Consider the following 25585-nt stretch of genomic DNA (forward strand, 5'->3'; position numbering starts at 1 on the left):
TGCCACGCCATATGGAGACTAGCATGGTGAATGAACTGCCGCCCCGGCCTTCGTTCCGGCCGCTGGCCCTGATCGCCGCGTTGATGGTTGCAACCGCTTGGCCGGCACGGGCCAACGACTCGGCTGCCGAATTGTCGATTGGCGGGCTGCAGTTCGTTCGCACCAACGATGTGGCCATGGAGAGCGAGGATCTGCGTATCGCTCTCGACAAGGTCAGCGTTCGGTATCAGTTCGCCAACATCACCAATAAGCCGGTTACGCTGACTGTGGCCTTTCCGCTGCCCGACATCGACCTCTCGGAAGCCGACAATATTGCTCTGCCGTCGAACGACCCGGTGAACTTCGTCGACTTCGAGACCAAGGTCGACGGCAGCCCGGCGCCGCTGACAATCGATCAGCGCGCCATGATCGGCGACAAGGATGTCAGCGCGCAGCTCCGCCAGTTCAAGCTGCCGCTGCTGCCCATCGGCAGCCGGGAGATCCGGGTAGCCGACCTGCCCGCAACAATCCGGACGCGGCTGGTGGACGATGGGCTCTTGATGCCTGCCGGCGTGAGCGACAACGGTCGGCAGCAATATGCACCGGGCTGGGTCACCAGGACCTCCGCCGTGCGTCAGCAGGTGTTCCCGCCCGCGCGCACCGTCGTCGTTGAACATCAGTACCGGCCGAGCGTCGGCTCTAGCGCAGACACTATCCTGCGCGCGAGCCTGCGCCGCAACAGCGCGCTTAGCCCGGAGGTCGCGCGTTATCGGAAGGAATATTGCGTCACGGATGCATTCCTCGCCGAGCTTGATAAGCGCGCAGGCGACGGCCAGGCCAATAGCGCGAAGCTGCAGGAGCGGCGCATATCATACGTGCTGAAGACCGGCGCTAACTGGGCAGGTCCGATCCGATCGTTCAAGCTGACCATCGAAGCCGGCGGCAGCGACCGCCTGGTCAGCTTCTGTCAAGGTCGGCTCAAGGCATCGTCGGCGGGTGGCACGCCCGAATATACGGCAGGGGACTTCAAACCGGATACCGACCTGAAGATCCTGGTGATCGGAAAATTCTAATCCGCGATCATATTGGGACGAACTGCCATCCCGCTTTAGCTTGTCGATTGAGCATGATCCCAGCGGAAAACTGCTTCAAACTTTTCCCGGATCATGCTCTGGGCGCGCTGATCAGTTCGTGAGCAACACGTAGCGTGCCGCCGCGGTGATCGCCACATGGTTGCGTTGGGAATCGCTCAACGCCTGCAGGAAGAATGTATCAGCGGCTGTCGGTCGCGGCTGGCGCAACGAGTCAAGAACCTGCGGCGTGGCCACAGCCAACAGCAGTTGCGGACCGTTCGCGCGCGGTGTCGGGAGTGTGAACGAAAGCGAGTCGATCCCCGGCCTCAAAAGGTAGGACAAGCTCTGCACCTCCCCGCGGTCCGAAACCATGAGCAGCTCCACTACGCGGTTCGCGAAGTTCTCGATGGTGCCATTGAGGGTTTCGCCTCCCTTTAGCTCCGTCGCCGACAAGGTGATGCGCGGCACCCGCGTCTGATCGCTCCCGAGCTGGCTCAGGAACTTCACGGCAGGGCACTGTGCCTCGGTCACCTGCCTGACACCGACCGACGCCTCAAATCCCTGCTCCCGCCTGAACGCCTTGTCGAACGTATCAAACGGAGCCGTCGAAGCACCGAAGCCTTCGATCACCGCGGCGGTTTGACTAACCGCAACCGGCAAGATGAAGAAGCAGTCGCCGCCGGAGTATTGGGCCACGTATTTGCGGATGCGGTCGGCTCGAGCCGGCCCTTCGCTGGGCTGAGTGGGTGTCCCCGTCGGCGGTGGCGACAGCTTCGCCGTCTCCTGACGTTCGGGCTTTGGCGGGGGTTCAGCCTTCGTCGGCGACATCGTTCCCGCAAGCTTCGGAGGCGGCGGCAAAGTCGGCACGCCGGGCGCCGACCGGACCAGCTCGAATAAAGCATACCCGCCCCCGCCGAGCACAAGCAACACCGCTGCCACGCTCACACCGAGCCAGGGGGCGCGCCGCCTTGCAGCGGTCGATGGCGCCATGTCCTGTCGCACCTGCGCGGCACTTTCGGGCCGCGCCAGCGGATCGAAGCCGGACAACGGTGCGGTGGATGTGCGAGCCAAACCGGTCGGCGTCCAGCTGGCGACTTCCGCCATGGTTGGACGCAACGCCGGATCGGGCTGCAGCATCTGCTCCAGCAAAGGCCTGATGCGCATGTCTACCGCACCGAGATCGGGTACGCGCCGGCGCTTCTCAACCAGCTGAAACTGGCTCCCGCCCATGTCGAGCTTCTGTCCCGTCAGCGCATGAAACAGCACGAGGCCAAAGCTGTAGACGTCGGATTTGGCGGTCACCTCATTGCCGTACAGCCCGACCTGTTCCGGCGACGCGTAATTGTCCTTGCCGGCAAAGCCTGAGCCGATAATGGTCTTTTCACCCATCTGGGTCGATCGCGCGATACCGAAATCGATGATCTTGGCGCGCCTCACATCATCGAGCGGGACGATGATGTTGTCCGGAGAGACGTCGCGATGGATGATGCCATGCTCGTGGGCGGCATCCAGCCCGGACGCGACACGTTGCATCAGCTTCACCAGCGCCTCGAAGGTCAACGGGCCTTCGTCGAGCATATTCGACAGCGAGCGGCCGTTCACGAACTCCATCGCGAGATATGGCCGCTGCAGCACAGGCTCTACCGTGAACAGGAAATAGCGAACGATCGCATCGTGCGGAAGATTGTGGAGTGCCGCCGCCTCACGCCGGAACAGCGCAAGCGCCGCCTCGTTTTCGACCATGTCGGGCAACAGCATCTTCACGGCAACCGGCGATCCGGTCTGGATCTCACGGCACTTGTAGACCTCGCCCATCCCGCCCGCACCGATCACCGCTTCGATCTCGTAGATGCCGTTGAGCCGGGTGCCGGGCGGCACACTGCGATAGTTCGACCGGAACGGATCGTTGGAGTTCATGCTTGCGGCTCCCGATCCAGCGGCGTTCTCGTCGGCTCCGAGGATCGAGGCGTCAGCAGCCGCACCACTACGATCGTCACGTTGTCGAGCCCTCCTCGGTCCAGAGCCAAAGCAAGCATATCATCGCAAGCCGCCTGCGCGCGCTGCATGGCTGCATACTGCAGGATCTCGTCGTCCTGCACATGCCTGGTCAGGCCGTCGCTGCAGATCACAAAGACATCTTCCGGCTCGGCCGGACCTGTCACGACCTCGAACTCCGGATCGTCGGCGACGCCGACTGCCCGGGTGATCGCATTGCTCGGCCAGTCCTTGACGTCCTCGCGCGACACCGCACCGCCGGCAATCAGTTCCTCCAGCTCGCTGTGATCATGAGACACCTGGTTGATGCCGCTGCGGTTGATCAGGTACACCCGGCTGTCGCCTGCCCATATACAGGCATAATAGCCGTCGCGCACGAGCAGAACCGCAGCCGTGGTGCCGACGGTTGCGCCCTGCCGTTCCCGGCTGAGCGTCAGTATCTGCTGGTTCGCGCGGAACAGCCGCTCCTCGCACTCCGCCAGAAAGTCGGCGGCGGAATCCGTCATGCCTATTGCATCAAGCGACTCCACCACGATGCGGCTCGCGAGATCTCCGGCCTCGTGGCCCCCCATGCCGTCTGCGACCGCCCACATGCCGACATCGGTCCGGACCAGGCAGGAATCTTCGTTACGCGTCCGCACCCGTCCTGCATGGGTGACGCTGCCAACATCGAACGAGGATGCGACTTGTACCATCGCGCGTCACCCGGTCCCGGATTCTGTACGGCCGAGATCGCCGCTCAGCAGTGTGGAATAGTGAAACGGATCTGGCAATCCGCGACAGGCCAGCGCCATTGACGGAAAGCCTTCCCCACCGGCGGTCCACCAGAAACTGGCAGCGGCATGAATCTGCGGATTTGCGGCAGCAAGCGTGGTGAACGACTGGGCGAACGCGCCGACGTCTGAAAGCGCTGCCACCCCCGTTGCGCCCAATGCGGTCACGTCCGATCCATTGGAGAGCGAAGGCTGTAGTCGCGGCAGCGCAAGACGATCCAGCGAATCCGAGATCTGCTCGAACGTTGCGGCGCGGTCCAGGGTCGAGAGCAGAAAGGCCTCCGCCTTGGCGAACCATTCATCCTGCGGGTCGATGCCCGGCGGCGGCAACAAGGCGATCTCGTCGCTCACCGCATGCAGCGTCAACGGATAGTATCGTCCCACCCCATCGAGCGAAGGCATGATCGCCCCTGTCACCGTGGTGCCGCAGATCGCAGCGCCGAGCCAGAAGCGCCACACCGGCGCAGTGAGGAAGGCCTGCTGCCAGCCCGAGCCAAGCTGATGGCGACTTGCAGACAGCCCAGCCTGCACCCACGGCTCCCAGGCTTCCAGGAAGCTGCGCGGCGTTGCGATCGCGATGAAATCGCGTTTGGCGCCGATCTTGCCGAATAGCCCGCAACGCATGGTCATATTCCGGTCGGGCAACGAAACTCGCGGAGCACGGACAGGTTGAGGGGATTACGCAACGATCCGGTCGAAATCTGATAGTTGAGCTCCCGCCCGGCAACGATGAAAGTCGCACTGGCGCTTTCCGCCTTCACAGCCAAAGAGCCCGCCTCCAGCATCCGGAACAACGACCAGGGGCCGTTGCGCTCGAGAATGGATGGCGCTCCGGTATCGTTGCTCACCGAAATCGCGGTTCGCGGCGATGGGCCCGGCCAGAGCACGGTGGTCGGTGGGTTGCTTTGCGGTTGCGGTGGCGGAGGTTGCGCGCCGCCGAACATCGGCGAGGCGGTCGGCGCGCCCGGCGTGATCGGGCTCGCGATTGTAGTACCGCCGATCTCCGTCTTCACCGTCACGCCGGGTCCGGATGCGCCGGGCGGCCGGATCGAGAACGATACTGCAGGCACGCTGCCGCCGGTCTGGAAGAAAGCATCACGGATATAGGCCGCATTCTGGAACTGCTTCAGTGTGTCGGGGGAGAACGATCGTCCGACGGGACTTTCCTTTCGCCAAACCCAGTCCGATTTCGAGGTGTCGGCGTAAGGCGCGAGGTACTGGGTGAAAAACTTGTCCATGACGCCGTTCGGACTGAACACCTTGGCAAAGTCGGCGAGCGGAACCTCTTGATTGCTACCGCGGACGAACGGGTAGCGATTGCTCACCGTCTGCTGGCAGACCGGCGTGACCTGATCGCGCAAGGTCTGCAGAATCTGTCCGGCCGTCGAGGCCGCGATGTTGCCTTCAAACTCCGCAGCCGCCGCGCGCAACATGTCGGAGAACGGCGGCGGCATGCGGGAGGCATTATTGCGCAGGGCTGCGACCTGGGTCTGAAGCGAAGCGGTCGCCTGCGCGGTCAATTGTGGATTCTCGATCATCAGCGTCAGGTTCTGCGCGATATCGTTCAGGTTGGCGATGGTCGAGTCGATCGGGCGGTGCGTGCTGTCGCCTTCCAACACCGCATGATAGGGTTTGAACTGCGCTTCGATTGTCGCCCCGGGGCGGTCCATCCTGGGCGTTGGTGAAAAGAGCCGGTGCCGGCGCGGCCGCGGCAGGCGCCGCTGCGTTCGCCGGCTTCGGCCGCTCCTTGGTCAGCACCGTTTCGTCGCGCACCGATTCCAGGATTTGCCGCATCGGTGAGGTTGGCGCGGAAAGAGCCCTCAGCACCTCGTATTTCGGCTTGTCGGCAAGCAGTTTTTTCAGACGCAAGCCGCCCAGTGCGGTTCGCCACGTCGTGACAAATTCGTTGGAATAAATATTCAAGATGTCGCCGGCAAGCTTGTCGTACTGCTGGTCGATGGCCGATTGCTGGCCGGCATCGCCCAGCACCCAGCGCTCCTTCTTCATGCGCTCCGACAATCCCGGCAGTTTCGCGACGAAGTTTTGCTCGAAGCCGCTATACGTAAAGAACTGGGGCACCCGCACAGCGTCCAGAGGCTGCCCCGTCGTAGTTTCGAACACGATGGCCATATCAGGACCACCGCGCCGTGCGGCGATCCAGTCGCCTGCGGTTGATGACCGCGCCTCGGATTTCAGGAACTCGTACGCGCGCTGCGACACGCTGAGGCGCGCGAGCGAGTTCTGCGCCTGCTTGATCAGCCGGCCATCGAGCTGGACAAGCGGCGGCTGCTCCGTCTCGAGGTCGAACATCGCGGTGAGATTCTCATCGAGCAGGCGTCGTCCCTCCGCGTTGGTTGCGCCGGGATAGAGGTTGTCCTGCCAGTCGCGCTGCATCCAGGAGCGGATCAGCTCGCGGTCCGACGACTGCAGGCCGCCGAGCATCAGGTAGACCTTGAGCGCCTCGTAAACGAACGCGGGCTCGTTGATGCGCGCGTTGAGCTGCTCCTCCAGGCGATACAGCAGGCGAGGCCGGAACATGCGTTCAAGCGCGGCGTGATAGGCGGCCTTGGAGGGCGACAGCAGGCGTTGATGCTGGCTGAGGCCGTAGCGGGCCGACAGGGGCACCGCCTCGTTGCGCAATCCGTAGCCTGCGGGCGCGTTGCGCAGCCGATAGAGCAGCGGCAACACCTTGTCGAGATCGTGGTCGTCGATCAGCGTCTGCTTGATGAGCGGCGCCCCGGCGGCTGCATATTCGCTGTCCGCCTGCAGGCTCTGCTCGATCAGGTCGGAATTGCGCTTGTAGCTCGTCAGCCACGCCGCGATCAGCCCGATCGAGACAAGGCCGATCAAGGACAGCGCCGCGGTCTTGATGATCAGCGCGCGGCGGACCGCAGCACGATCAGTCGAGACCCAGTCAGCCTCGCCGATGATGACTTTGGAAATGAGATCGGCAAGGAAGTAGCTCTTGCCCGTTCCTGAATAGGATCCGGAACCGACCTCCTCGGCGCCGAACGTGCGCGCAAGCGACCCGATCAACTGGTCGATCGGCGTCCCCTGCTGGGTACCCGAGGTGAAGTAGAACCCGCGCAGGTTCGCATTGACGTGATAGCGCGTCGGCTCGAATATCTGGTTGAGGAAGTCGTGGATCTGGGGCTTGAGGCGCGCCATCTGCGCGGGGAAACCAAACAATTGGACGCGGTGTTGCGGCGTCGGTTCGTCCTGCAGACGATCAAGCGTCTCCTCGCTCAGGCGCTCCAGCAGACGGTCAAACTCGATAGGAATCTGCCCCACCAGATTCTGGGTCTTGTCGGCCGTCTGGAACGTGGCGCCCCAGACCTGACGACGACCGGCCTCGCCGAGATAGGCGAAATATTCGGTGAAGCCGGCGACCAGATCGGTCTTGGTGAAGAGGGCATAGACCGGGAAGCTGACCTTGAGCCTCTGATGCAGTTCCAGCAGGCGCATCCTGACGGCGTCGGCGTGAAGCGCGAGTTCCTGCTTCGGCAGCATCAGCACATCCTCGACACTGATGGCGACGAGAACACCGTTGATCGGCTGGCGCGACCTGCTCTTTTTCAGGATGTCGAGAAAAGCCAGCCAGCTTTCCTTGTCAGCCTTGCTGTTGGAGTCCTGGGTCGTGTAGCGGCCGGCGGTGTCGATCAGCACAGCCTCTTCGGTAAACCACCAATCGCAGTAGCGTGTACCGCCGACCCCCGCGATTGCCGCCGGCGTTGCCCCGCGTGCAAGCGGAAATTTGAGCCCGGAATTCACCAGCGCTGTGGTCTTGCCGGCGCCGGGGGGCCCGATGATGACATACCAGGGCAGATCGTAGAGGTAGCCCGACTTGTTTCCGCTTGCGGTCTTCAGCGTCGCGAGCGCATCCTTCATGCGCTCTTGGAGCACCGGTTCGTCGCTGACAGGCTGATCGGACGCGCTGATCCCGTCGGCGATCTTCTCGGCGTTCTTGCGTCGCTTGAAGTAGCTGAAGCCGCCGATGCCAGCCGCCGCCGTGGTGAGCAGCAGAATTGCGATCTGGCGGATAATGTGGTTCTCGAGTGGGTGCCAGTCGCCAAATGCGATGAAGGGACCGGCGAAATAGATCACGCAGCCGAGCGAGCTGAGCCCAACTCCGTAAAGAATGATGCGGATAATATCCTTGGCGAGCATTGACCGGTACCTGTCGCAAACAGCGTGAGCTGTGGTGGCAGCTATTCGCTGCGTTCAATAAAGATTTCGACACGCCGGTTCTTGGCGCGTCCCTCAGGTGTCGTGTTGGGAGCGATCGGCGCGTCCGCGCCCTTGCCCTCGACGTCGACACGCGAACCATCGGTCAGGCCGGCCTTCAGCGCCGCGGCGACCGCCTTGGAGCGCTCGACCGACAATTCGAAGTTCGACGGGAAGCGCACGGTGCGGATCGGCGAACTATCGGTATGGCCGACAACCCGGATTCGCCCCGGCTCCTTGTCGAGGGTTGCAGCGACCCGGACCGCAATCGGCTTGAAGCCGTCGAGGATGGTTGCCTGGCCCGACGAGAACAGTGCGAGGTCACAGACCCTGATCACGATGAAGCTCGCGGTCTGGTCCGCGGTCATGGCGCAGGCGGTATTCTCCTTGGCGAGCGCGTTGCGGATGCGCTGCAACTGGGTGATGCGGTCCGGCTGTGGTGGCGGAGGCGGTGGTGGTGGCGGCGGCGGCGCGATCACCTTGCGTTTGAGCTCGATCGGATCGGTTGGATGCAGGGCCAGCGCCACCTCGGCGGCATTCTCTGACCGGCCGGCCAGCAGTGTGCGCAAGACGAAATAAGAGCCCATCAGCAGCGCGGCGGCCACGGCCGCTACCAGCCAAACCGGAACACGGAGGCGCTGCCGGCGAGCCGCCAGCGCCTGCCCCCGCCAGTTCGGCGACAGGTCGCTCATCGTCTTGGGCCGGACCCGGCGCAGCGTTTCATACAGGTTGCGCTGGATCACCTGGAGGTTGGCGAGCCCACCCGTCGATGTGCGGTGAATGCCCTGGAAGCCGAGCGCGAGGCAGGCATGCTGCAATTCGAGCACCGGATAATTGACCAGCGGATCAACCTTCAAATGGTCAAGGATCTCGAAGAAGCGGACACCGCCCACCCGCTCGCCGAAGAACCGGCTCAACATCGAGTATTGCGTCCAGACGTGGCGCTCCTCGGTCGGGATATGCTGCACGATATCATCGGCGGTGGCGCACAGGATATATTTTGCCGTATTGGCCTGGTGCTCGGAGATGCCCGCCGAACGGATGTCCTTCTCGAAGAATTTTATGGCATCGGCTACTTGTTCCATCAGACTTGCGAATGATGCGCGCATGAGCGCCACCCGCAAGCGGCCCAGCAGTTGCAGCAAGGGCCCTGCGGCGCGCATCACCGGATTGGCGTTCGGCGCGACCAGATCATCGACGCGCAGAGGCGGTCCGGGCGGCAGCATCGCTTGCTGCGCGGAGGGTTGCGTCGGGGTCGATATCCATTCCTCCGACGGATGGCTGGTTGGTGCGGCGGCGTAGCTCGGGCCCTGAGGAACCGGGGAAAACGATGACGACGGCGCGGCGCCGGGAGACGGCACGGGCGACGGCGAATAGGCAGGGCGTGCCGCAGGCCCTTCTCCCGCCGGCGGCTGGGCGGCAGGCGCCAGCGGCAATTTCCCGCCGGGATTGGGACGGATGATCGTCCGCTCGCCCCGACCGAAAGGATTGACCGGCTTGTCCCTGTCGCTCATGGCCTATCTTCCAGGATCGCCCAAAGGTACAGTTCAAGCTCCGGCCAGTCGCCGGAGAAGTGCATCCCGATCGAGGCCGCCGTGCTGAACTCGGGCCACAGCGGCGACTTTCGATCGAGATAGAAATAGACGTGATCGGTGATGGCCCGGATGTGCGGCGGCGGGGTCGGCAAGTGCACCAACGTCAACCCCGGCAAGTTGGCGTGCACGATCTCGTTCATCTTGGTGTTCGGGCCGACCTTGAACAGATGCGGGAAATCGTTCTGGATTTCCACGAGCGGCCGCCGTGCCGCAACTTCGAGCACCAAGGTCGCATTCCGGAATAGCGCCCGATCGCGGATCGGCGACACGAATGCATTCTGTGCACGCTCGATGATCTCAAGGCGGATCGCCCGCCGGCCGAGCCGCGCGCTCAGGAAGTCCTGGATGTCGCTTACCAGGGGGGTGAAAATGTTTTCGAGGTCATCATGATCGTATGCCCGATAGTTGCGTGCGCGGCGTTCCGGCGTGGCAAACGTCGCAAGCTCACCGGCGAACCTCAGCAACTCCTCGTACAGCCGTTCGGGATGAATACTTCCGGAGCGCTGAAAATGGGTCAGCACGGGAATGGTGCGGTTGAGCACTTGCAGCACCAGATAGTCCACGCTCTGCAATCCGCCACCGGACGATGGATCGACCGCGTAGCGTGCGAGCTCATCGAGCTTCGTCTCGACCCAGCCGATGATGCGATTGAGCCAGCCGTCGATGATCGGATGTGCGGCGCAGACCAGCATCGGCGGCACGAACTTGTCATCGAACAGCACGTTCTTGTCACGCACCTCCAGAATGCGCGCGATGCCGAGGCCCATGTATCCTGGCTTGCTGGTCTTGCGCAACTCGAATGACAACCGCGGATAGGCGATGTCGATCTCTTCCTCGATGCGCAGCGTGGAGGTCGAGTCGATGAAAGTCTCCGAAGTGCGAACATAGCGGCTGGCGCTGTCGGTCCGATCTTCGTCCACTTCGCGCGTGTTCGGTGCGGCGACGGGCATCATCAGCCAAACGATCTGGCCGGCAGCCGAATCCGGCACCTCTATCGCGTCCGGGATCGGGCTGTCCGCTGGGATGTCGAATGGCGTGCCATCTGGCATGACGCCGGAGGCGTTGCGCACCGCAAATTTACTCTGTTCAGTGAGGTCCGTGTTGATCTCGAGCTGGGCAAATCCCCAAGGGTATGGCGTCGTGTAACGAACGCGCTTTTCCAGCAAGTGCTCGACATAGCGATCATTCTGCTGCAAATGGTGCGGCCGCAGAAACAGACCTTCCGACCAGAAAACCTTGCTGTACCAAGACATTCCTACATCCACATTAGCAATGTCGGCGACCGGACGGCCGCCGCTAGTTCACTTTGCACCGCTTTTGTCGGAGCGGTCGTAATAGTCGGAGAAATACAGCATAAAGGTATCGATCGGCGCGCTGTTGTCGCGGCCGAGATGCGCCTTCCAGCGCGTCATGAACTCATCCCACAATTTGCTCTTGTTCGAACCGAGCCAGGATTTGGCCCCGCGCTGAAGCTCGAGCTCGCGCGCGATGAGGGTCGGATCGATGCCGGTGATGAGCTCGTGAACGGCGTGCTGCATCGCCATGTACGTCTTCAACTGATGTGATTTGAGGTCGCTGAAACCCTGTGCAAAGGCGCGTTGCGCGTCGAGATAGCTCCGCGTCTTCGGCCCGAACAAAATCCGCATTGCATCTTCCGAGGTCGGCGAGAATTTCAGCGGGTTGTTCTCAATCGCCTGAACGGTGGTCTGGCTGGTGCTGCGCGTCAGCTGCTTGGCCTGAGTTCGCGCTTGCAGCAGCGCCATCAGATTGTCCACGGTCATGCGCAAGATGCTACCAAGCTGTCCGGCGAGCTCGGCATCGGTCGTGTTGGCAAAGAAAGTGTCGGGCAATCCGGCGGCGCGTGCCACCAGCCGCGCGAAGTCGGCACCGCCGGCCGTCATGGCGGGCGCCGGCGTTTCGTCCATCGCCTGCGCCGGTCGCGACGGCTCGACATATGGCGGTGGCGGCGATTGGACGGGCGCCGCTTCAGCATCGGCCCACACCGAGGGCCGGCGCGGGGTCGGCATCGCGGGCGGCGGTTCGATGGGGGCTTTCGGTGCGGCGACCGGGCCGTCGGCCCAGCTCATGTCGTCCTGCGCGGAAGACAGGTACGGCGACGTCGGCGGGGGTCGTCGAAAGGGATCCACGCCCGGCGACGGGACGCTCGCCGCCCAATCCAGAAACTCCGGATTGACGGGCCGCGCCGCCTCGCGCGGCTTCTTCAATTGCTGCGGATCGATGGGCGGCGGTACGTCGCGATCGGCCGCCCACAATTCCTGATAATCGGCATGTTGCTGGACGAGAGGAACGTGCTGCTGTGCCTCGCGGTCCTGCGGATGCCCGCCCGCCTCATCCTCCAGTGAAACCCCGATGATGTAGTGGCCAATGGTGAGCCGGTCTCCGTCACGCAGCCGGTGCGGTGCCCGCATTCGCTGGTCGGCGCCATTGAGAAAGGTGCCATTCGTCGAGACGTCATGCAGCCAATAGCCGCCATCGCGAAAATGCACCTCGCAATGCTTTCCGGAGATCGTCCTAGCCGGATCAGGCAACGTCCAGTCAAGATGACGGTCGCGGCCAATATCGACCGAGCGCCTGCCGGTGACCGTAAATGATACAGGGCCACCGTCCGGAAGGTTCGATTCGTTCTCGATATTGAAGCGAAGCACCATCTCTTCGTCTCGTTAGCGCGGCGGGCGCGGTTCGCCGCGTGCCAACTGAATACCATCCTCTAGGCATGCCGTCATTATCCGGTCCCGGGACTCGCGGGGGAGCCGGCAAAGGGCGATCAGCAGGGCCGCGCGTACCGCGCGTGCAGCTTGATCGGGCTTGGCCTCGACCGGCGCAAATTCCGCCGGGACCACGCTTCCGCCAGACCATCCGGCCGCCAGCGCAAGCCATGTCGCCGGCTGTTCCGGATCGTTGGCGTTGCCGACGGCCAACGCCTTGTTCCGGGACTGCTCGTCGGGCTGCCTGACCCAGGCCTCGACGTAGTTCAGCGACCTGGCGTCGTTGGCATCGAAATGGTCGAACATCCGCCGTAACGAGCGGCATCCCCAGGCAACGGCGACGCGCCGGGGCAGCAGATAAGCGCAGAAGGAGACGGCCCCGTTCCAATTGCACGCATCGGTGGCGTCCTGCAGGAAATCGAGTGAAGGCTTGTCGGGCTCGGCCCTGCCGACGTCATGGCGCGCCATTGGGTAGGCCTGAAAAAGATCCCGCACCGCACCGAACCTAACTTGGCTCATAGCACTCAACCGACAAGGGTTGGCAGGCCGTGGGCACCCAGCGGGCCCCCGGCTGTTAGCGCCATGGCTCCCTGCGCCGTCATCGCGATGGTCGGCGCATTGATGACGATGCCCCCAGGCGTCAGGATGATCTGGCTGGGGCCGACCTGCAGCGTGATGTTGACGTTGGCCATGAGCGTGATGGTTAGGCCTGCGGTGACCGACTGATCCATCGCCATAGTGATATGCTGACCGCCTAACTGGATATCGAGCTTGTCGTTGCCGTTGACGAGGGTCGTCTTGCGGGTGTCGCCGCCGAGCGCGGCTTCGCCGATGGTCCGCGTCTCGGTGTCGCGGACCGTCACGTCATGGTCTTTCTCGGCATGCACCGTGATCTTCTCGGAGCCCTTCTTGTCCTCGAAATTCCACTCATTGTAGCCGCCGCCGCCCTTGGTCGAATCGGACTTCAATCCCGCGATCGTCTTCTTGGACGGCAGGTCATAGGGCAGCTTGTACTCGTCGTTATAGACGGTGCCGATGATCAGAGGCCGGTCCGGATCGCCTTCCAGAAATTCGACGACCACTTCCTGTCCGACGCGCGGAATGATCTGACCGCCCCACTTCTTGCCGGACCAGACCTGAGCAACGCGCAACCGGCAAGACCGCTTTTTCTTCCGGTCCCAGAAAAACCGTACATAGATTTCGCCGAGGTTTTCGACGTCGATCTCCTCGCTCGAATTGTCGTCCTTGGTCACCACCTTGGCGGTCTGGACACCATTAATCCTTGGCTTCGGCGTCAACATCGGCGCCCGGAACGGACGGTCGCTCGGCAAGAACTCGTAGCTCCCGAAATAGACGTGCTGACCGGCGTCGCTGGGACCACCCGTGCGGTAAGATTCGATCGAGAACGAATGGGTGGCTCGTACCACCAGATATTCGACGTTCTGCGAGTCCTTGTGATGCTTCTCGAGTTTAGTCAATCCACCGGGGAACAGGTTGACTGCATCACCGTTGCCGCGGCGCCGCCGGTCCATGGCTTGCTCGGACTGAAGCTGGATCTTCGCGTAACGCTCGCCGTCGGATTTTTCCTTGAACTTCCCCGGATAGTCGTAAAATTCCATTTCTGATCGGGAGTAATGCTCGTTGCCCTTGGCGTCGCTGATCATCTGCGCGTTGGGCTTCTGGTAATTGTAATCGTTGAGCTCGACCTTGCCGGTCCGAAACCTGCGCTCCGAGACCCATTCGTAGATGTGTTGCTCGCCTCGCCGGTCGGCACCCGTCAGCGGTATGTATGGGATCGAGGCGAGTCCGTTGATCGGACTGTGCGACGATTTTGAGTCCGCCAGTACCAGCGTGTGCTTGCCGCCCTCGTGCTTGAAGAAGTAGTAGATGCCGTGCTGCTCCATCAATCGGCAAACGAAATTCAGATCGGTCTCGCGGTACTGAACGCAATATTCGAGCTTCGGACAGGAACCTTCCTCGGTCAGCTTCGATTCGTAGTCGTTGAAGCCGCGATCGTTGAAGACCTCCTTGATGATGTCGGGCGCCTTCTTGTCCTGGAATATCCGGCAATCGGTGGTTCGCGACAGCAGCCATAACCAGGGCCGAAGCACGATTCTATAGCTGAAATAGTCGTTCTTCACCCCAAGCCATTGCGCTTCGGTGAGAATGCCGCTGAACTCGCGCTCCTTCTCATGAAGCTTTATCTTCAGCGTGCACTGCTGACCGATTGCGCGGTCGAAGTCGAGATCGGCGTCCTCACTGAGACATTCGATACGATACTCAAAGAGTTCGCTGAGACCTTCCGAAGCCTCGTATCCGACGAAAACCAGAACGTCCTTGCCGAGTGGCGTCTTGAGCTCGCAGAGGCGGGTATCTTGGGTAAGCTGGCCCATGTGGGCGTTAAACTCCCTCGTCGGCCGCATGATCGGCTCCAAAGAGCAGATCAGGCGGTCATGCAAGAACCACGGACATCCTGGCCGCTGCTGGCAGGCCGGTAGGTCCGTCCGGGGTTGGCATCCTGACGCGCCACAGCAGCCGTACACAGAACCACCCAGGCCTTCAAGTAGTCGCCTCCAAGAGCTTGCTGGTTCACGCGAAACTGTCATGATCACCGGTGAATGAACCGGGACCCGCAAGCATCTGACCCATAAGACAATCGGATCATAGTCTCTCCCGCGCTCCTGGGTACGTCACGGGGTTCGGCGGGGGCCCAGCAGATGGACGATCATGCTCGACGTCGCCTCCTTGACCCAGCCCGTAGCCGCGGACGATCCCTGCGGGCCCGATCTCGACGCAAGTGGGGACGTTCAGTACCTCAACTTCTTCGCAGGTGCGGAATCGCTGCTTCCGATGTCGTACTTCGAGGTGGTCAACGCCAATGGAGATCGCGGGCGCTTCGATCCGAAGGCCATCGACATCGTCGGCCAGTTTGCGGCCGCACGACCTCTTCTGGCGCGCACCCGCGATCTGCGTTTGAACATGCTGCTGGCCAAGTTCTCCATCCTTAACCGGGATCTTGACGGCTTTCTCAATTGCCTGAAGGCGACGACCACGTTGCTTAGGGAGCAGTGGGAAGCTGTACATCCGAGGGCCGAAGACGGCGACTACGCTCTTCGCGCAGTCACGATCGAAGCGATCGACGTGTTTCCAACCGTGATCAATCCCCTCCAATTCCTGCCGCTGATCGAAAATCGCAGACAGGGGACCCTCAACTACCGTGCCTATCAGGTTGCCAAGGGAGAAATTCCCGCTGGTGACGCCGACACTGACGGTCCCGATCTTGCAATGATCGAGCGCATCATTGGCGACACAGATCTCGAGACCCTGAGGGCAGTGAGTGCACGTTGTTCGGCAGTCGCTGCCGAAATTGCAGGCATCACGACGATCTGGCACGAAAAGTTGAACTCGGGGCAACCCATCAGCCTCGACAGGCTCTCCGGCGTCGTCAATGGCATGGCCGCCTGGCTTGCGGGTCTCGTCGCGGAGCGTGACCCGAGCGCCGTGGTGGCTGCGCCGTCAGACGACGCTGAACTAGCCGACACGCAACACCCGATTGAAGCAACCGGTGCGCTGACGTCGTCGGGGCAGGCCACTGCGGCACTTGCCGCCGCCGCGGACTATTTCGCCCGAATGGAACCGTCCAATCCCGCCCTGTTGCTGGTGCGTCAGGCGCAGGAGATGGTTGGTAAATCTTTTATCGAAGTGATGCGAATGCTGGTGCCCGCCCACGTAGAGAGCGCCGCGATCAATATCGGGCGAGACAAGTTCTTCGACCTGCCCATCGAACGGATGGCGGAGCTTGCCACCCCATCCTCGTCCGGGATCGAGAGCGAAGTTCAAGATACTGTTTTCTCTGCAGAAAATAGAGCACAGGCCTTGGGCATGCTGGCCAAAGTGGCCGCATTTTTTCGGACCGCAGAACCGTCGAGCCCTATTCCCTTTTTGGTCGACCGCGCGCGCGAACTGGCACAGCGAGACTTTCTCAGCCTTTTGAACGACGTCCTGCCCGAGGGCGCGCTCAAGACAATCGACAAATCGTATTGAACCCGCATTTCGCTCGACGTCACTAACAGGACATATAGATTTTGCCGACCGCAAGTTGAGCTGCTCTTGTAACCTGCGTCGCGGCAAACCGGCTTCTCAATGATTTCGCAAAGAGGGGAACCATGGCTACCGACAGCGGTCAAAAATTCATCCGTCGTAACCGCGCACCGCGCGTTCACATCACTTACGAAGATCCCTACGACGCTGAGCGGCTGATCGAGTTGCCGTTCGTGATGGGCGTCCTTTCCGACCTTTCCGGCAACAACGCTGGCGTGGAGAAACCCAAGGTCGAGGAGCGCAAGTTCCTCGAATTCGACATGGACAATTTCGACAACCGCATGGCGGCCATCCAGCCCGGGGTGACAGCCCGCGTGGCCAACCGCCTAAGCGAAGCGGCCGACGAGAAGATTTCCATCAGCCTGCGCTTCAACAAGATGGCCGACTTCTCACCCGTAGCGGTCGCCCGACAGGTTCCAGCCACGGCCAAGCTGCTGGAGGCCCGCGAACAGCTCGCCAACCTGCTCCGCTACATGGACGGCAAGGTGGCTGCGGAGGATCAGCTGAAGAAGCTCCTTAGCGATCCGCAACTGATGGCCGCGCTGAAAGAACGCACAGCGAGCCAACCGACCGAACCCGACGCCGAGAAATAGAAATAAAGAGAAGGACTGGGGACCATGGCAAAAGAAGCTGGTCAAAAGGCGAACGTCACTCAGGTCGGGACCGCCGAGGCCGACGAGTTTGCGAACCTACTCAAGCAGAGCTTCAAGCCCCGCACCGAACGCGCTGCGACCGAAGTCGAGAATGCGGTATCCACGCTCGTTCAGGAGGCGTTGAAGGACACGAGCGTCATCAAGTCGGATGTCCTCGACACCATCGAGGAGATGATCGCGCGGATCGACCAGAAGCTCACCGCGCAGATGAACGAGATTCTTCATGCGCCCGAGTTCCAGGCGATCGAAAGCGCCTGGCGCGGCCTGCATTACCTCGTCTTCAATTCCGAGACGGATGCCAATCTCAAGATTCGCGTGATGAATGTCTCCAAGACCGAGCTCTATCGCAACCTGCGGCTATATCCAGACGCCCGCTGGGACCAGAGCCCGCTGTTCAAGCAGGTCTACGAGTACGAATTCGGCCAGTTAGGCGGCGAGCCGTTCGGCTGCTTGATCGGCGACTACTATTTCAGTCATCTGCCGACCGACGTGCAGTTGATGCGTGATCTCAGCAAGGTCGCCGGCGCCGCGCACGCTCCCTTCTTCGCCGGCGCCGAGCCCACGCTGATGGGCATGGATTCATGGACCGAGCTGTCCAATCCCCGCGACATCGGCAAGGTGTTCGACACGCCGGAATACGCGGCCTGGAAAGGTCTCCGCGACCAGGATGACTCGCGCTATCTCGGCCTTTGCATGCCGCGAGTGCTGGGTCGCCTTCCCTACGGCGCCAAGTCGGAGCCGGTGGAAGAATTCGCCTTCGAGGAAGAAACCGACGGGCATACCGGCGACAAGTACGGTTGGATCAACGCCTCCTACGCGATGGCTGTCAACATCAACCGCGCCTTCAAGGAGTTCGGCTGGTGCACCCGCATCCGCGGTGTTCAGTCCGGCGGCGAGGTCATCAACCTGCCCACGCACACGTTCCCGACCGACGACGGCGGCGTGGACCTGAAATGTCCAACCGAGATCGCGATCAGCGATCGTCGCGAGCATGAACTCGCCAAGGCGGGCCTGATCCCGCTGATCCATCGCAAGAACACCGACAAGGCGGCTTTCATCGGTGCGCAGTCGCTCTACAAGCCGAAGAAGTATTTCGGCGAGAAAGGCGTGGATGCAACCGCGTCTGACAACCTGTCGTCACGTCTGCCCTACATGTTCGCAGTGTCCCGCTTTGCGCACTATCTGAAGTGCATGGTTCGCGACAAGATCGGATCCATGAAGGAAAAGGATGAGCTGACGGTCTGGCTGCAAACCTGGATCAACGAGTACGTTGATGCCAACCCAGCCCTATCGTCAGAAGCTCAGAAAGCGCGCAAACCGCTGGCCGCAGCGAAGGTCGAGGTCATAGCAAACGAGGAGAACCCGGGATATTACAACGCACGCTTCTTTCTCCGTCCACACTTCCAACTCGAAGCGATGGACGTCGGCCTCAGTCTCGTCTCGCGCCTACCAGGCCCGAGTTCCTGACGCCACGTCATCGCAACTGTCAATTGCAGATTTTTGAGAGGACTAAGCTATGGCTGTCGATATTTTCTTGAAACTCGATCCCATCAAGGGCGAGTCGCTGGATGACAAGCACAAGGACGAGATTGATGTATTGAGCTGGTCGTTCGGCGAAAGCCAGGCCGGTACATTCCACAGCGGATCCGGAGGCGGCGCTGGCAAGGTCAACGTCCAGGATCTCCACTTCACGCACTTCGTGGACAAGTCCACCCCGGAATTGTTTAAGGTCTGCGCGAACGGAAAGCACATCGAAACGGCGATCCTGACTGTGCGCAAGGCTGGCGAGAACCCGCTGGAGTATCTCAAGATCGAGATGAAGCACGTCCTGGTCTCCAGCGTGTCGACCGGCGGATCGCATGGCGAAGAGCGCCTAACCGAAAACGTGAGTCTGAACTTCGCCAAGGTCAAGATGACCTACAAGACCCAGACGGACAAGGGTGCCGCCGGCGCCTCGCCGACCTTCGGCTGGGACGTTCCTGCCAACAAGGAATGGGCATGATCTTTGGCCCCTCGCCTGGCGCCGGTTGCCAATAGCGGACACCGGCGCCATGCGGCGCTATCCCAAATTGCATCCTTCGAATGGCCCCGGTTACGGCCGGATGCCTGGCCACGATACGTCAAGTGCGACGCCGATTGCCGCCTTTCGAAGCGGCATAGGCGCCGAACGTCATGGGGACCGGATTGACGCTTACGCCAAAAAAGGATCGGCTCTCTCCGCCGCTGATGCTCGCCTTTCGCGCGGCGCATGAAGCGCGTGATGCGCGCAAGAAGCTCGATCTGCGCGATCAGTCCGGTGAACGGATTATCGCAGGCCGACGCAGCACAGGACGCCATCCGATCTCGGAGGCACTCCTCCGGCGCGAGGTCTCCCATGACGTCGAAACGCTCCTCAATACGATCGCTCTCGAATCGACGCTAGACATGAGCGGCCGGGATTGCGTACGAACGTCGATCCTGAACTATGGCTTTCCCGACATCGCCAATCGGTCGATCGACGAGGTCACGGACGACGAGCTCAGCGGCTCGCTGCGCACCACACTGCTCAATTATGAACCAAGGCTCGATCGCAAGACAATCCGGGTCCGCCGCGACGCCTCGATCGGACCCGAGCAGCTCAAGCTGCGCTTCATCGTTCACGCCGATCTGAAAGCTGAACCGCTCAACGTTCCCGTGGAATTCGTCGCCGACGTCGAGCTCGACAGCGGCGATATCCAGATCAATCGACTTTAGCATGAATCGCGAATTCCTGGACTTCTACAATCGCGAATTGTCCCTGCTGTACGAGCAAGCAGGAGATTTTGCCGAGGAGTATCCCGGCATCGCTGAACGCCTGGGCGGCCTGATCAGGGACCGCTCGGATCCGATGATCACCGGGCTACTGGAAGGCGCGGCGTTTCTTGCCGCCCGTGTCCAGTTGAAGCTAAAGCACGAATTTCCGGAATTCACATCGAATCTGCTCGAACAGCTGGTTCCGAACTACCTTGCCCCTACCCCGTCGGCCATGCTGGTCGCAGCAGGACCGCCCTATGCCGACCCGGCCCTGCGCGACGGCAAAAAGATCGCGCGCGGCGCCTATTTCGACGCCACCTACCGAGAGAGAGAGCGAAGCCTCGCCTGCCGATTTCGACTATGCCGCGATATCACGCTCTGGCCGTTCGACATCACAGGCGCCGAATACTTCTCGACCGCGGGCGCGCTGCAGGCACTCGGAATCCCGGTCGGCGGCGACGTCATCGCCGGACTCAGGCTGTCGCTGACCCACCGCACCGCGGCCCAGGTTGACGAGGAACTGTCGGATGCAGAGGCTCGGACAAAGCCGGAAACGTGGTTTGCGGGCTGCCGCATGAGCGAGCTCCCGATCTATCTCGTCGGTGCGGAATCAGATGGCATAGCGCTCTACGAACAACTGATATCGAATTGCAAGGGCGTCTACTTCCGACATCTCGACGATTTCGGCGATCCGGTGGTGACGCGCGCACCGCACGACTGCGTGCAGCAGATCGGTTTCGACGAAACCGAGTCGCTATTCCCGCACGACAACCGCGTCTTTCGCGGCTCAGAGCTGCTCCGGGAATATTTCATGTTTCCGCGCAAGTTCCTTGGCGTTCACTTGACCGGACTCCGCAGCGTGATGCCGCGCCTGCGCAGCAAGTCGATCGATATCGTCTTCGCCTTCGATGAACACAATTCGCGGCTCGCGGCCGCGGTGCGTTCCGATAGCTTCAGGCTCTACACCGCACCGGCGATCAACCTGTTCGAGAAGACGAGTGATCGAATCCCCCTCAAGTCGAACACCCACGAATATCACGTGGTGCCGGATCGTAGTCGCTATCTCGAATACGAGCCGCATCAGGTCCTCGAAGTCTACGCGCATATGCCGGCGGAGAAGGACAAGCGGCTGGTACGCCCGCTGTATTCGGCAAGCGTCGACCAGACCGGCGCACAGGGGCTTTACTTCACGGTCCGCCGCCTGCCCCGGCGCCGCACGGTGGAAGAGAAGACGTACGGCTCATCTTCCGATTACACCGGGACGGACATGTTCCTATCGCTGCTCGAGCCCGGCGAATTGAACGGGCAGGACTCGGCCGCCGAGCTCAGCGTCCGAGCGCTGTGTTCCAATCGGCACCTCACTGAGCACCTGCCGGTCGGCGCGAGCGGCGCCGACTTCCACCTGCTGGACGACACGTCCCTCGACCTGGTGTGCGTTGCTGGTCCAACCCGGCCGCGCGAGCCGGTGGTCGCCCAGTTGCGCAGTCGCAGCGAAATCGCCAACAGCGGGATCGTCAGTTGGCGGCTGATCAACATGCTGAGCCTGAACTATCTCGGCCTTGTCGAGCGCAACGGCGGCAAGAACGCAGGAGCGCTGCGCGAGATGCTGTCCCTGTTTGCCGACCAGTACGACGACGCCACCGAACGCAAGATCCGGGGCGTGCGCAGCATCGAAAGCCGGCCCGTCGTGCGACGGGTGCGGGAGCGCACCGGAAGCGGTGCCGCGCGCGGCCTGGAGATCACTGTCACACTTGACGAGAAGGCGTTCGAGGGGAGCGGCGTGTTCCTGCTCGGAGCTGTGCTGGAGCGCTTCTTCGCCGACTATTCAGGCTTCAACACCTTCACCCAAACGGTCGTCTCGACGCCGGAGCGTGGCGAGATCATGCGGTGGCCACCGCGCATGGGCACGCGGAGACCGCTGTGACGCTGATCGACCAGATGAAGGCTGAACCTTGGCGGTTCGATTTCTTCAATACCCTGCGTCAGCTCGAGCGAGCCAATCCGGATCGACCTCGGATCGGTGACAGCGCCGCCCGCCGCGAGGAGTACGTCGATCTCGGCCAAGTGCCCTACCTCGAGTTCCCTGCCTCTAATCTTGCCGTAGTCGACGACCAGAATGGCCGGCTCAGAATCCTCGTCAAGTTTCTCGGCCTCCTGGGTCCGCAAGGTGCGCTGCCACTTGCCACGACCGATGAAAGTCTGAGCTGGTGGCTGATGCGGGACGAGGCCTTCCCCCGCTTTCTTGACCTGCTCAACGGCCGGTTCCTGCAGCTCTTCTTTCGTGCCTGGGCCGACGCCCGGCCGATCGCGCAGCACGACCGTCCCGCGGATGATCGCTTCATCGCCTATGTCGGCTCCTTCGCCGGCCTCGGCTCAAACGTTTTCGCCAATCGGGACACCGTACCCGACATGGCGAAGCTCAGCTTCGTCGGACTGGTCGCCCCGAGGGCGAAATGTGCGTCACGGCTGACGCGGTTCTTGCAGGGACTGTTCGACGTCAAGGTCGAGATCGACGAGTTTGTCGGCACTTGGCTTGCGTTCGATCCAAGTCACTGCAGCCGGCTTGGCGAGGCGCATGCCAGCCTCGGTCGGGACGCGCTTCTCGGCTCACGCGTGTTCAGCGTCGAAGACAAGATCAGGGTTCGGGTCTTCGTCAAGAATTTTGTCCAGTACGAGCAGTTCCTGCCGACCGAAGCGCGCAACTTGTCGGAGCCGCTGGCCGACGCCGTTTTCTTCTACGTTGGCGACGAACTAGAGTGGGAGGTCGAGCTCGCCATTCCAGCGGGAGAGGTCGTCCCCGTCAGACTAGGGCAGAGCGGACGGCTTGGATGGACCACCTGGGTCTCCCCGAACTGGACCTCCACTGAAGAATATCGCCGCGATGCCCGCTTTCAGCTCGGGGAGCGCCTGCGAGCCCGCCGGAACGCCGCAGCCGATGCCTCGGCAATTTGAACCTATCGACCGCGCCGATCGTCCCAATGTCATGGGATTCGCGCCAATTTCCGTTGGGTGTCAAACATCGGCGGAGCAATTGAGCAGGAGGGGCTGCCGTGACCGATATCAGTATTGAAGCCGTAACGGGCAAACTGAACCGCGCCGGTTACGACGCCTTCATACAGGCTCTTCGCCATGCCAAGAGCGCCGGGAACCGCAACGTCGAGCTTGCGCACTGGCTGTTTCATATCCTGCAGCAGGAGCGCACAGACGTAAGCCTCTCGGTGGACCATTATAAGCTCGACCGGGGGCGGTTGCTGTCGGAACTTGCCGGCGCGATCAACGGCTTTCGGAAGAATGAAACAGACATGCCGGGTATCGCCAATCCGGTCATCGATCTCCTCGATCGTGGCTGGCACTACGCCACGCTCTTTTTCGGCGAAACCCAGATCCGCACCGGCCACCTGCTCGTGGCTGGGCTGAAGTCGAACGACATCCGTCGCGCGCTGAACAACCTCTCCCAGGAATTCGCCAAGGTCAACGTCGAAGCATTGGCCGCCGAGCGTCGCGCCATCTGGGCCGGCTCCGACGAGGAGAGCATGCGGCCCATGGACGGCTCGGGTCTTGTAGGCGCTGGCACGGAGGGCGCGGATCAGACCAGCCCGAAAGGCACGACACCGCTCGACCGTTTCTCGCAGGATCTCACGGCGAAGGCCAAATCGGGCGAGATGGACCCGATCTTGGGTCGGGACGAAGAGATTCGCCAGTTGATAGACGTTCTGATGCGAAGGCGGCAAAATAATCCGATTCTTACCGGCGAAGCCGGCGTCGGCAAGACGGCGGTGGTGGAAGGATTCGCGCAACGCATCGCCGCCGGGGACGTGCCGCCGCCGCTGCGCAATGTCCGGCTCTGCGCCCTCGACATCGGCTTGATGCAGGCCGGCGCCTCGATGAAGGGCGAGTTCGAGCAGCGGCTGCGCTCGGTGATCGACGAGGTGCAGAGCTCTCCCACCCCGGTCGTCCTTTTCATCGACGAAGCCCATACCTTAATTGGCGCCGGCGGTGCAGCCGGCACCGGCGACGCGGCAAACCTCCTGAAACCTCCACTCGCCCGTGGCACGCTGCGCACGATCGCAGCTACCACCTGGGCAGAGTATCGCCAGTACATCGAGAAGGACCCGGCGCTCGCGCGACGCTTCCAGCCGATCCAGATCGACGAACCGGATGTCGAGACCTGTTGCGTGATGCTGCGCGGCCTTCTTGGTCCAATGGAAAAGCACCACGGTGTCCGCATTTCCGACGCCGCAATCATTGCAGCCGTCAACCTCTCGCACCGCTACATTCCCTCCCGACAGCTGCCGGACAAGGCCGTCAGCCTGCTCGATACCGCCTCGGCCCGCGTGGCGATCAGCCAGAGCGCCACGCCGGCCCTGATCGAGGACACGCGTGTCGCGATCACGGCTCGCGAAGCTGAGAAATCCGCGCTGGTCAGCGACCGCGATCTGGGCATCGAGGACGGCGAGCGCGTCGCTACGATCGACAGCGATATCGCCGCGTTGAAAGAAAAGCTAACCGCGCTCGAGGCCGACTGGGCCAAGGAGCAGGAGCTCGTCAAGGACATCCGCAGCATTCGTGACATCCTGTCCGAGCCCAAGGAAGATCAAGATTCAGATGCAAAGCGAGCGGAGCTGCGGGGCAAGTTCGAGACGCTGGAGGGGATCAATCCGGAAAAACGGATGGTCTATGCCCATGTGGACCAGCAGTCGGTAGCGTCCGTCGTGTCCGACTGGACCGGCATCCCGGTTGGTCGGATGATGCGGGACGAGATCGAAACCGTGCTGAAGCTGCCGGAGATCCTCAACCGCCGCGTTGTCGGCCAGTCCCACGGGCTGACGATGATCGCCAGACGTATCGAGACCAGCCGCGCCAAGCTGGACAACCCTTCGAAGCCGATCGGCGTTTTCATGCTGGCCGGACCATCCGGGGTCGGAAAGACCGAGACCGCGTTGGCGCTTGCCGAGACGCTCTACGGCGGCGAGCAGAACATGATCACGATCAACATGTCGGAGTTCCAGGAGGCGCATACCGTCTCGACCCTGAAGGGAGCACCTCCCGGTTACGTCGGCTACGGAGAAGGCGGCCGCCTCACCGAGGCGGTCCGGCGCAAGCCATACAGCGTCATCCTGCTCGACGAAGTGGAGAAGGCCCATCCCGACGTCCATGAGATCTTCTTCCAGGTGTTTGACAAGGGAGTCATGGAGGACGGCAACGGGCGACGGATCGACTTTAAGAACACCTTGATCATCCTGACGACCAATGTCGGTACCGATCTGATCATGGGGCTGTCCCGCGATCCAAAGTATCGCAATGAACCGGAAGAGCTCGCGAAAATGCTCAGGCCGGAACTGCTGAAGGTATTTCCGGCGGCTTTGCTCGGGCGTATCGTCTCGATCCCCTACTTCCCGCTCTCGGACGAGATGCTCGGCGGCATCGTCCGGCTGCAGCTCGACCGCATCGGCCGTCGGCTACGCGATAATCACAACGCGGCGTTCAGCTACGACGACACCGTCGTTGAGCACATCGTGTCAAGCTGCAACGATGCGGATTCCGGCGGGCGCATGATCGACAACATCATCACCAACACATTGCTGCCGGAGCTGTCGCGCGAGTTCCTGAGAAAATCGCTTGCCAAGGAAGAGATCAAGCAGACGCGCGTCTCAATCGCGAACGACAAGTTCGCATATTCGTGGAACTGAGCAC

At 61.9% G+C, this 25585-nt stretch carries 17 protein-coding genes and 1 pseudogene; 9 read left to right on the plus strand and 9 right to left on the minus strand.

Translation table 11 applies throughout. The annotated features are described in order from the left end of the window. Window positions 1-23: 23 nt before the first annotated feature. On the plus strand, window positions 24-1052 hold the full coding sequence (locus ACVIN2_RS18130; RefSeq protein WP_456766583.1) for a DUF4424 domain-containing protein: 1029 nt from the start codon (window positions 24-26) through the stop codon (window positions 1050-1052). A 111-nt stretch (window positions 1053-1163) separates the two neighbouring features. On the opposite strand, the gene ACVIN2_RS18135 is transcribed toward ACVIN2_RS18130, so the two are convergent. The 9 genes and pseudogenes from ACVIN2_RS18135 to ACVIN2_RS18175 form a co-directional block, all read right to left on the minus strand. Then, complete coding sequence (locus ACVIN2_RS18135; protein ID WP_456766584.1) at window positions 1164-2969, minus strand: protein kinase domain-containing protein; 1806 nt, start codon at window positions 2967-2969, stop codon at window positions 1164-1166. Then, a complete protein-coding gene (locus tag ACVIN2_RS18140; protein ID WP_456766585.1) occupies window positions 2966-3742 on the minus strand; it encodes a PP2C family protein-serine/threonine phosphatase in 777 nt (258 codons plus the stop codon). Before ACVIN2_RS18140 ends, ACVIN2_RS18135 begins: the two co-directional genes overlap by 4 nt. Before the next feature lie 6 nt (window positions 3743-3748). Next, window positions 3749-4450: a type VI secretion system-associated protein TagF gene (tagF, locus tag ACVIN2_RS18145; protein ID WP_456766586.1), complete on the minus strand. Its 702-nt coding sequence runs from the start codon at window positions 4448-4450 to the stop codon at window positions 3749-3751. Beyond that, window positions 4447-7987 (minus strand): annotated as a pseudogene (gene tssM, locus ACVIN2_RS18150) (type VI secretion system membrane subunit TssM). The gene tagF and the pseudogene tssM overlap by 4 nt, the downstream one beginning before the upstream one ends. Before the next feature lie 41 nt (window positions 7988-8028). Then, entirely contained in the window at window positions 8029-9558 is a 1530-nt protein-coding gene (gene tssL / locus ACVIN2_RS18155; RefSeq protein WP_456766587.1) for a type VI secretion system protein TssL, long form, read from the minus strand. Further along, entirely contained in the window at window positions 9555-10892 is a 1338-nt protein-coding gene (gene tssK / locus ACVIN2_RS18160; RefSeq protein WP_211397497.1) for a type VI secretion system baseplate subunit TssK, read from the minus strand. The genes tssL and tssK overlap by 4 nt, the downstream gene beginning before the upstream one ends. 48 nt (window positions 10893-10940) lie before the next feature. Next, on the minus strand, window positions 10941-12308 hold the full coding sequence (gene tagH, locus ACVIN2_RS18165; protein WP_456766588.1) for a type VI secretion system-associated FHA domain protein TagH: 1368 nt from the start codon (window positions 12306-12308) through the stop codon (window positions 10941-10943). 12 nt (window positions 12309-12320) lie between these two features. Next, window positions 12321-12833 (minus strand): DUF6931 family protein, encoded by a 513-nt coding sequence (locus ACVIN2_RS18170; protein ID WP_456766589.1) that lies wholly within the window; start codon window positions 12831-12833, stop codon window positions 12321-12323. 56 nt (window positions 12834-12889) lie between these two features. Beyond that, window positions 12890-14758: a type VI secretion system Vgr family protein gene (locus tag ACVIN2_RS18175; RefSeq protein WP_456769752.1), complete on the minus strand. Its 1869-nt coding sequence runs from the start codon at window positions 14756-14758 to the stop codon at window positions 12890-12892. 334 nt (window positions 14759-15092) lie between these two features. Here ACVIN2_RS18175 and ACVIN2_RS18180 point away from each other — a divergent pair, with 334 nt between their 5' ends. The 8 genes from ACVIN2_RS18180 to tssH all read left to right on the plus strand — a co-directional run bounded on the left by ACVIN2_RS18180 (window position 15093) and on the right by tssH (window position 25581). Next, a complete protein-coding gene (locus ACVIN2_RS18180) occupies window positions 15093-16409 on the plus strand; it encodes a type VI secretion system protein TssA (protein ID WP_456766590.1) in 1317 nt (438 codons plus the stop codon). Between the two features lie 122 nt (window positions 16410-16531). Further along, window positions 16532-17059, plus strand: coding sequence for a type VI secretion system contractile sheath small subunit (gene tssB, locus ACVIN2_RS18185; protein ID WP_456766591.1), 528 nt, complete (start codon window positions 16532-16534; stop codon window positions 17057-17059). A gap of 24 nt (window positions 17060-17083) precedes the next feature. Then, complete coding sequence (gene tssC, locus ACVIN2_RS18190) at window positions 17084-18586, plus strand: type VI secretion system contractile sheath large subunit (RefSeq protein WP_027568116.1); 1503 nt, start codon at window positions 17084-17086, stop codon at window positions 18584-18586. A gap of 49 nt (window positions 18587-18635) precedes the next feature. After that, window positions 18636-19121, plus strand: a complete 486-nt coding sequence (locus tag ACVIN2_RS18195) for an Hcp family type VI secretion system effector (protein ID WP_456766592.1) — start codon at window positions 18636-18638, stop codon at window positions 19119-19121. 224 nt (window positions 19122-19345) lie between these two features. After that, window positions 19346-19852, plus strand: a complete 507-nt coding sequence (tssE, locus tag ACVIN2_RS18200) for a type VI secretion system baseplate subunit TssE (RefSeq protein ID WP_456769753.1) — start codon at window positions 19346-19348, stop codon at window positions 19850-19852. A 1-nt stretch (window position 19853) separates the two neighbouring features. Further along, window positions 19854-21815, plus strand: coding sequence for a type VI secretion system baseplate subunit TssF (gene tssF / locus ACVIN2_RS18205; protein WP_456766593.1), 1962 nt, complete (start codon window positions 19854-19856; stop codon window positions 21813-21815). Further along, window positions 21779-22843: a type VI secretion system baseplate subunit TssG gene (tssG, locus tag ACVIN2_RS18210; RefSeq protein ID WP_456766594.1), complete on the plus strand. Its 1065-nt coding sequence runs from the start codon at window positions 21779-21781 to the stop codon at window positions 22841-22843. Before tssF ends, tssG begins: the two co-directional genes overlap by 37 nt. A gap of 98 nt (window positions 22844-22941) precedes the next feature. Beyond that, on the plus strand, window positions 22942-25581 hold the full coding sequence (gene tssH, locus ACVIN2_RS18215; RefSeq protein WP_456766595.1) for a type VI secretion system ATPase TssH: 2640 nt from the start codon (window positions 22942-22944) through the stop codon (window positions 25579-25581). The last annotated feature ends 4 nt before the right edge of the window (window positions 25582-25585 follow it).

This window comes from Bradyrhizobium sp. USDA 3650 (assembly GCF_054057395.1).

Coding starts and splice junctions, on each gene's coding strand:
- tssB (WP_456766591.1), top strand. CDS start 16,532: ATGGCTACCGACAGCGGTCAAAAATTCATCCGTCGTAACCGCGCACCG.
- ACVIN2_RS18180 (WP_456766590.1), top strand. CDS start 15,093: ATGCTCGACGTCGCCTCCTTGACCCAGCCCGTAGCCGCGGACGATCCC.
- tagH (WP_456766588.1), bottom strand. CDS start 12,308: ATGGTGCTTCGCTTCAATATCGAGAACGAATCGAACCTTCCGGACGGT.
- tssK (WP_211397497.1), bottom strand. CDS start 10,892: ATGTCTTGGTACAGCAAGGTTTTCTGGTCGGAAGGTCTGTTTCTGCGG.
- tagF (WP_456766586.1), bottom strand. CDS start 4,450: ATGACCATGCGTTGCGGGCTATTCGGCAAGATCGGCGCCAAACGCGAT.
- ACVIN2_RS18170 (WP_456766589.1), bottom strand. CDS start 12,833: ATGGCGCGCCATGACGTCGGCAGGGCCGAGCCCGACAAGCCTTCACTC.
- ACVIN2_RS18130 (WP_456766583.1), top strand. CDS start 24: ATGGTGAATGAACTGCCGCCCCGGCCTTCGTTCCGGCCGCTGGCCCTG.
- ACVIN2_RS18135 (WP_456766584.1), bottom strand. CDS start 2,969: ATGAACTCCAACGATCCGTTCCGGTCGAACTATCGCAGTGTGCCGCCC.
- ACVIN2_RS18195 (WP_456766592.1), top strand. CDS start 18,636: ATGGCTGTCGATATTTTCTTGAAACTCGATCCCATCAAGGGCGAGTCG.
- tssE (WP_456769753.1), top strand. CDS start 19,346: ATGCTCGCCTTTCGCGCGGCGCATGAAGCGCGTGATGCGCGCAAGAAG.
- tssC (WP_027568116.1), top strand. CDS start 17,084: ATGGCAAAAGAAGCTGGTCAAAAGGCGAACGTCACTCAGGTCGGGACC.
- tssF (WP_456766593.1), top strand. CDS start 19,854: ATGAATCGCGAATTCCTGGACTTCTACAATCGCGAATTGTCCCTGCTG.
- ACVIN2_RS18140 (WP_456766585.1), bottom strand. CDS start 3,742: ATGGTACAAGTCGCATCCTCGTTCGATGTTGGCAGCGTCACCCATGCA.
- tssL (WP_456766587.1), bottom strand. CDS start 9,558: ATGAGCGACAGGGACAAGCCGGTCAATCCTTTCGGTCGGGGCGAGCGG.
- ACVIN2_RS18175 (WP_456769752.1), bottom strand. CDS start 14,758: ATGGGCCAGCTTACCCAAGATACCCGCCTCTGCGAGCTCAAGACGCCA.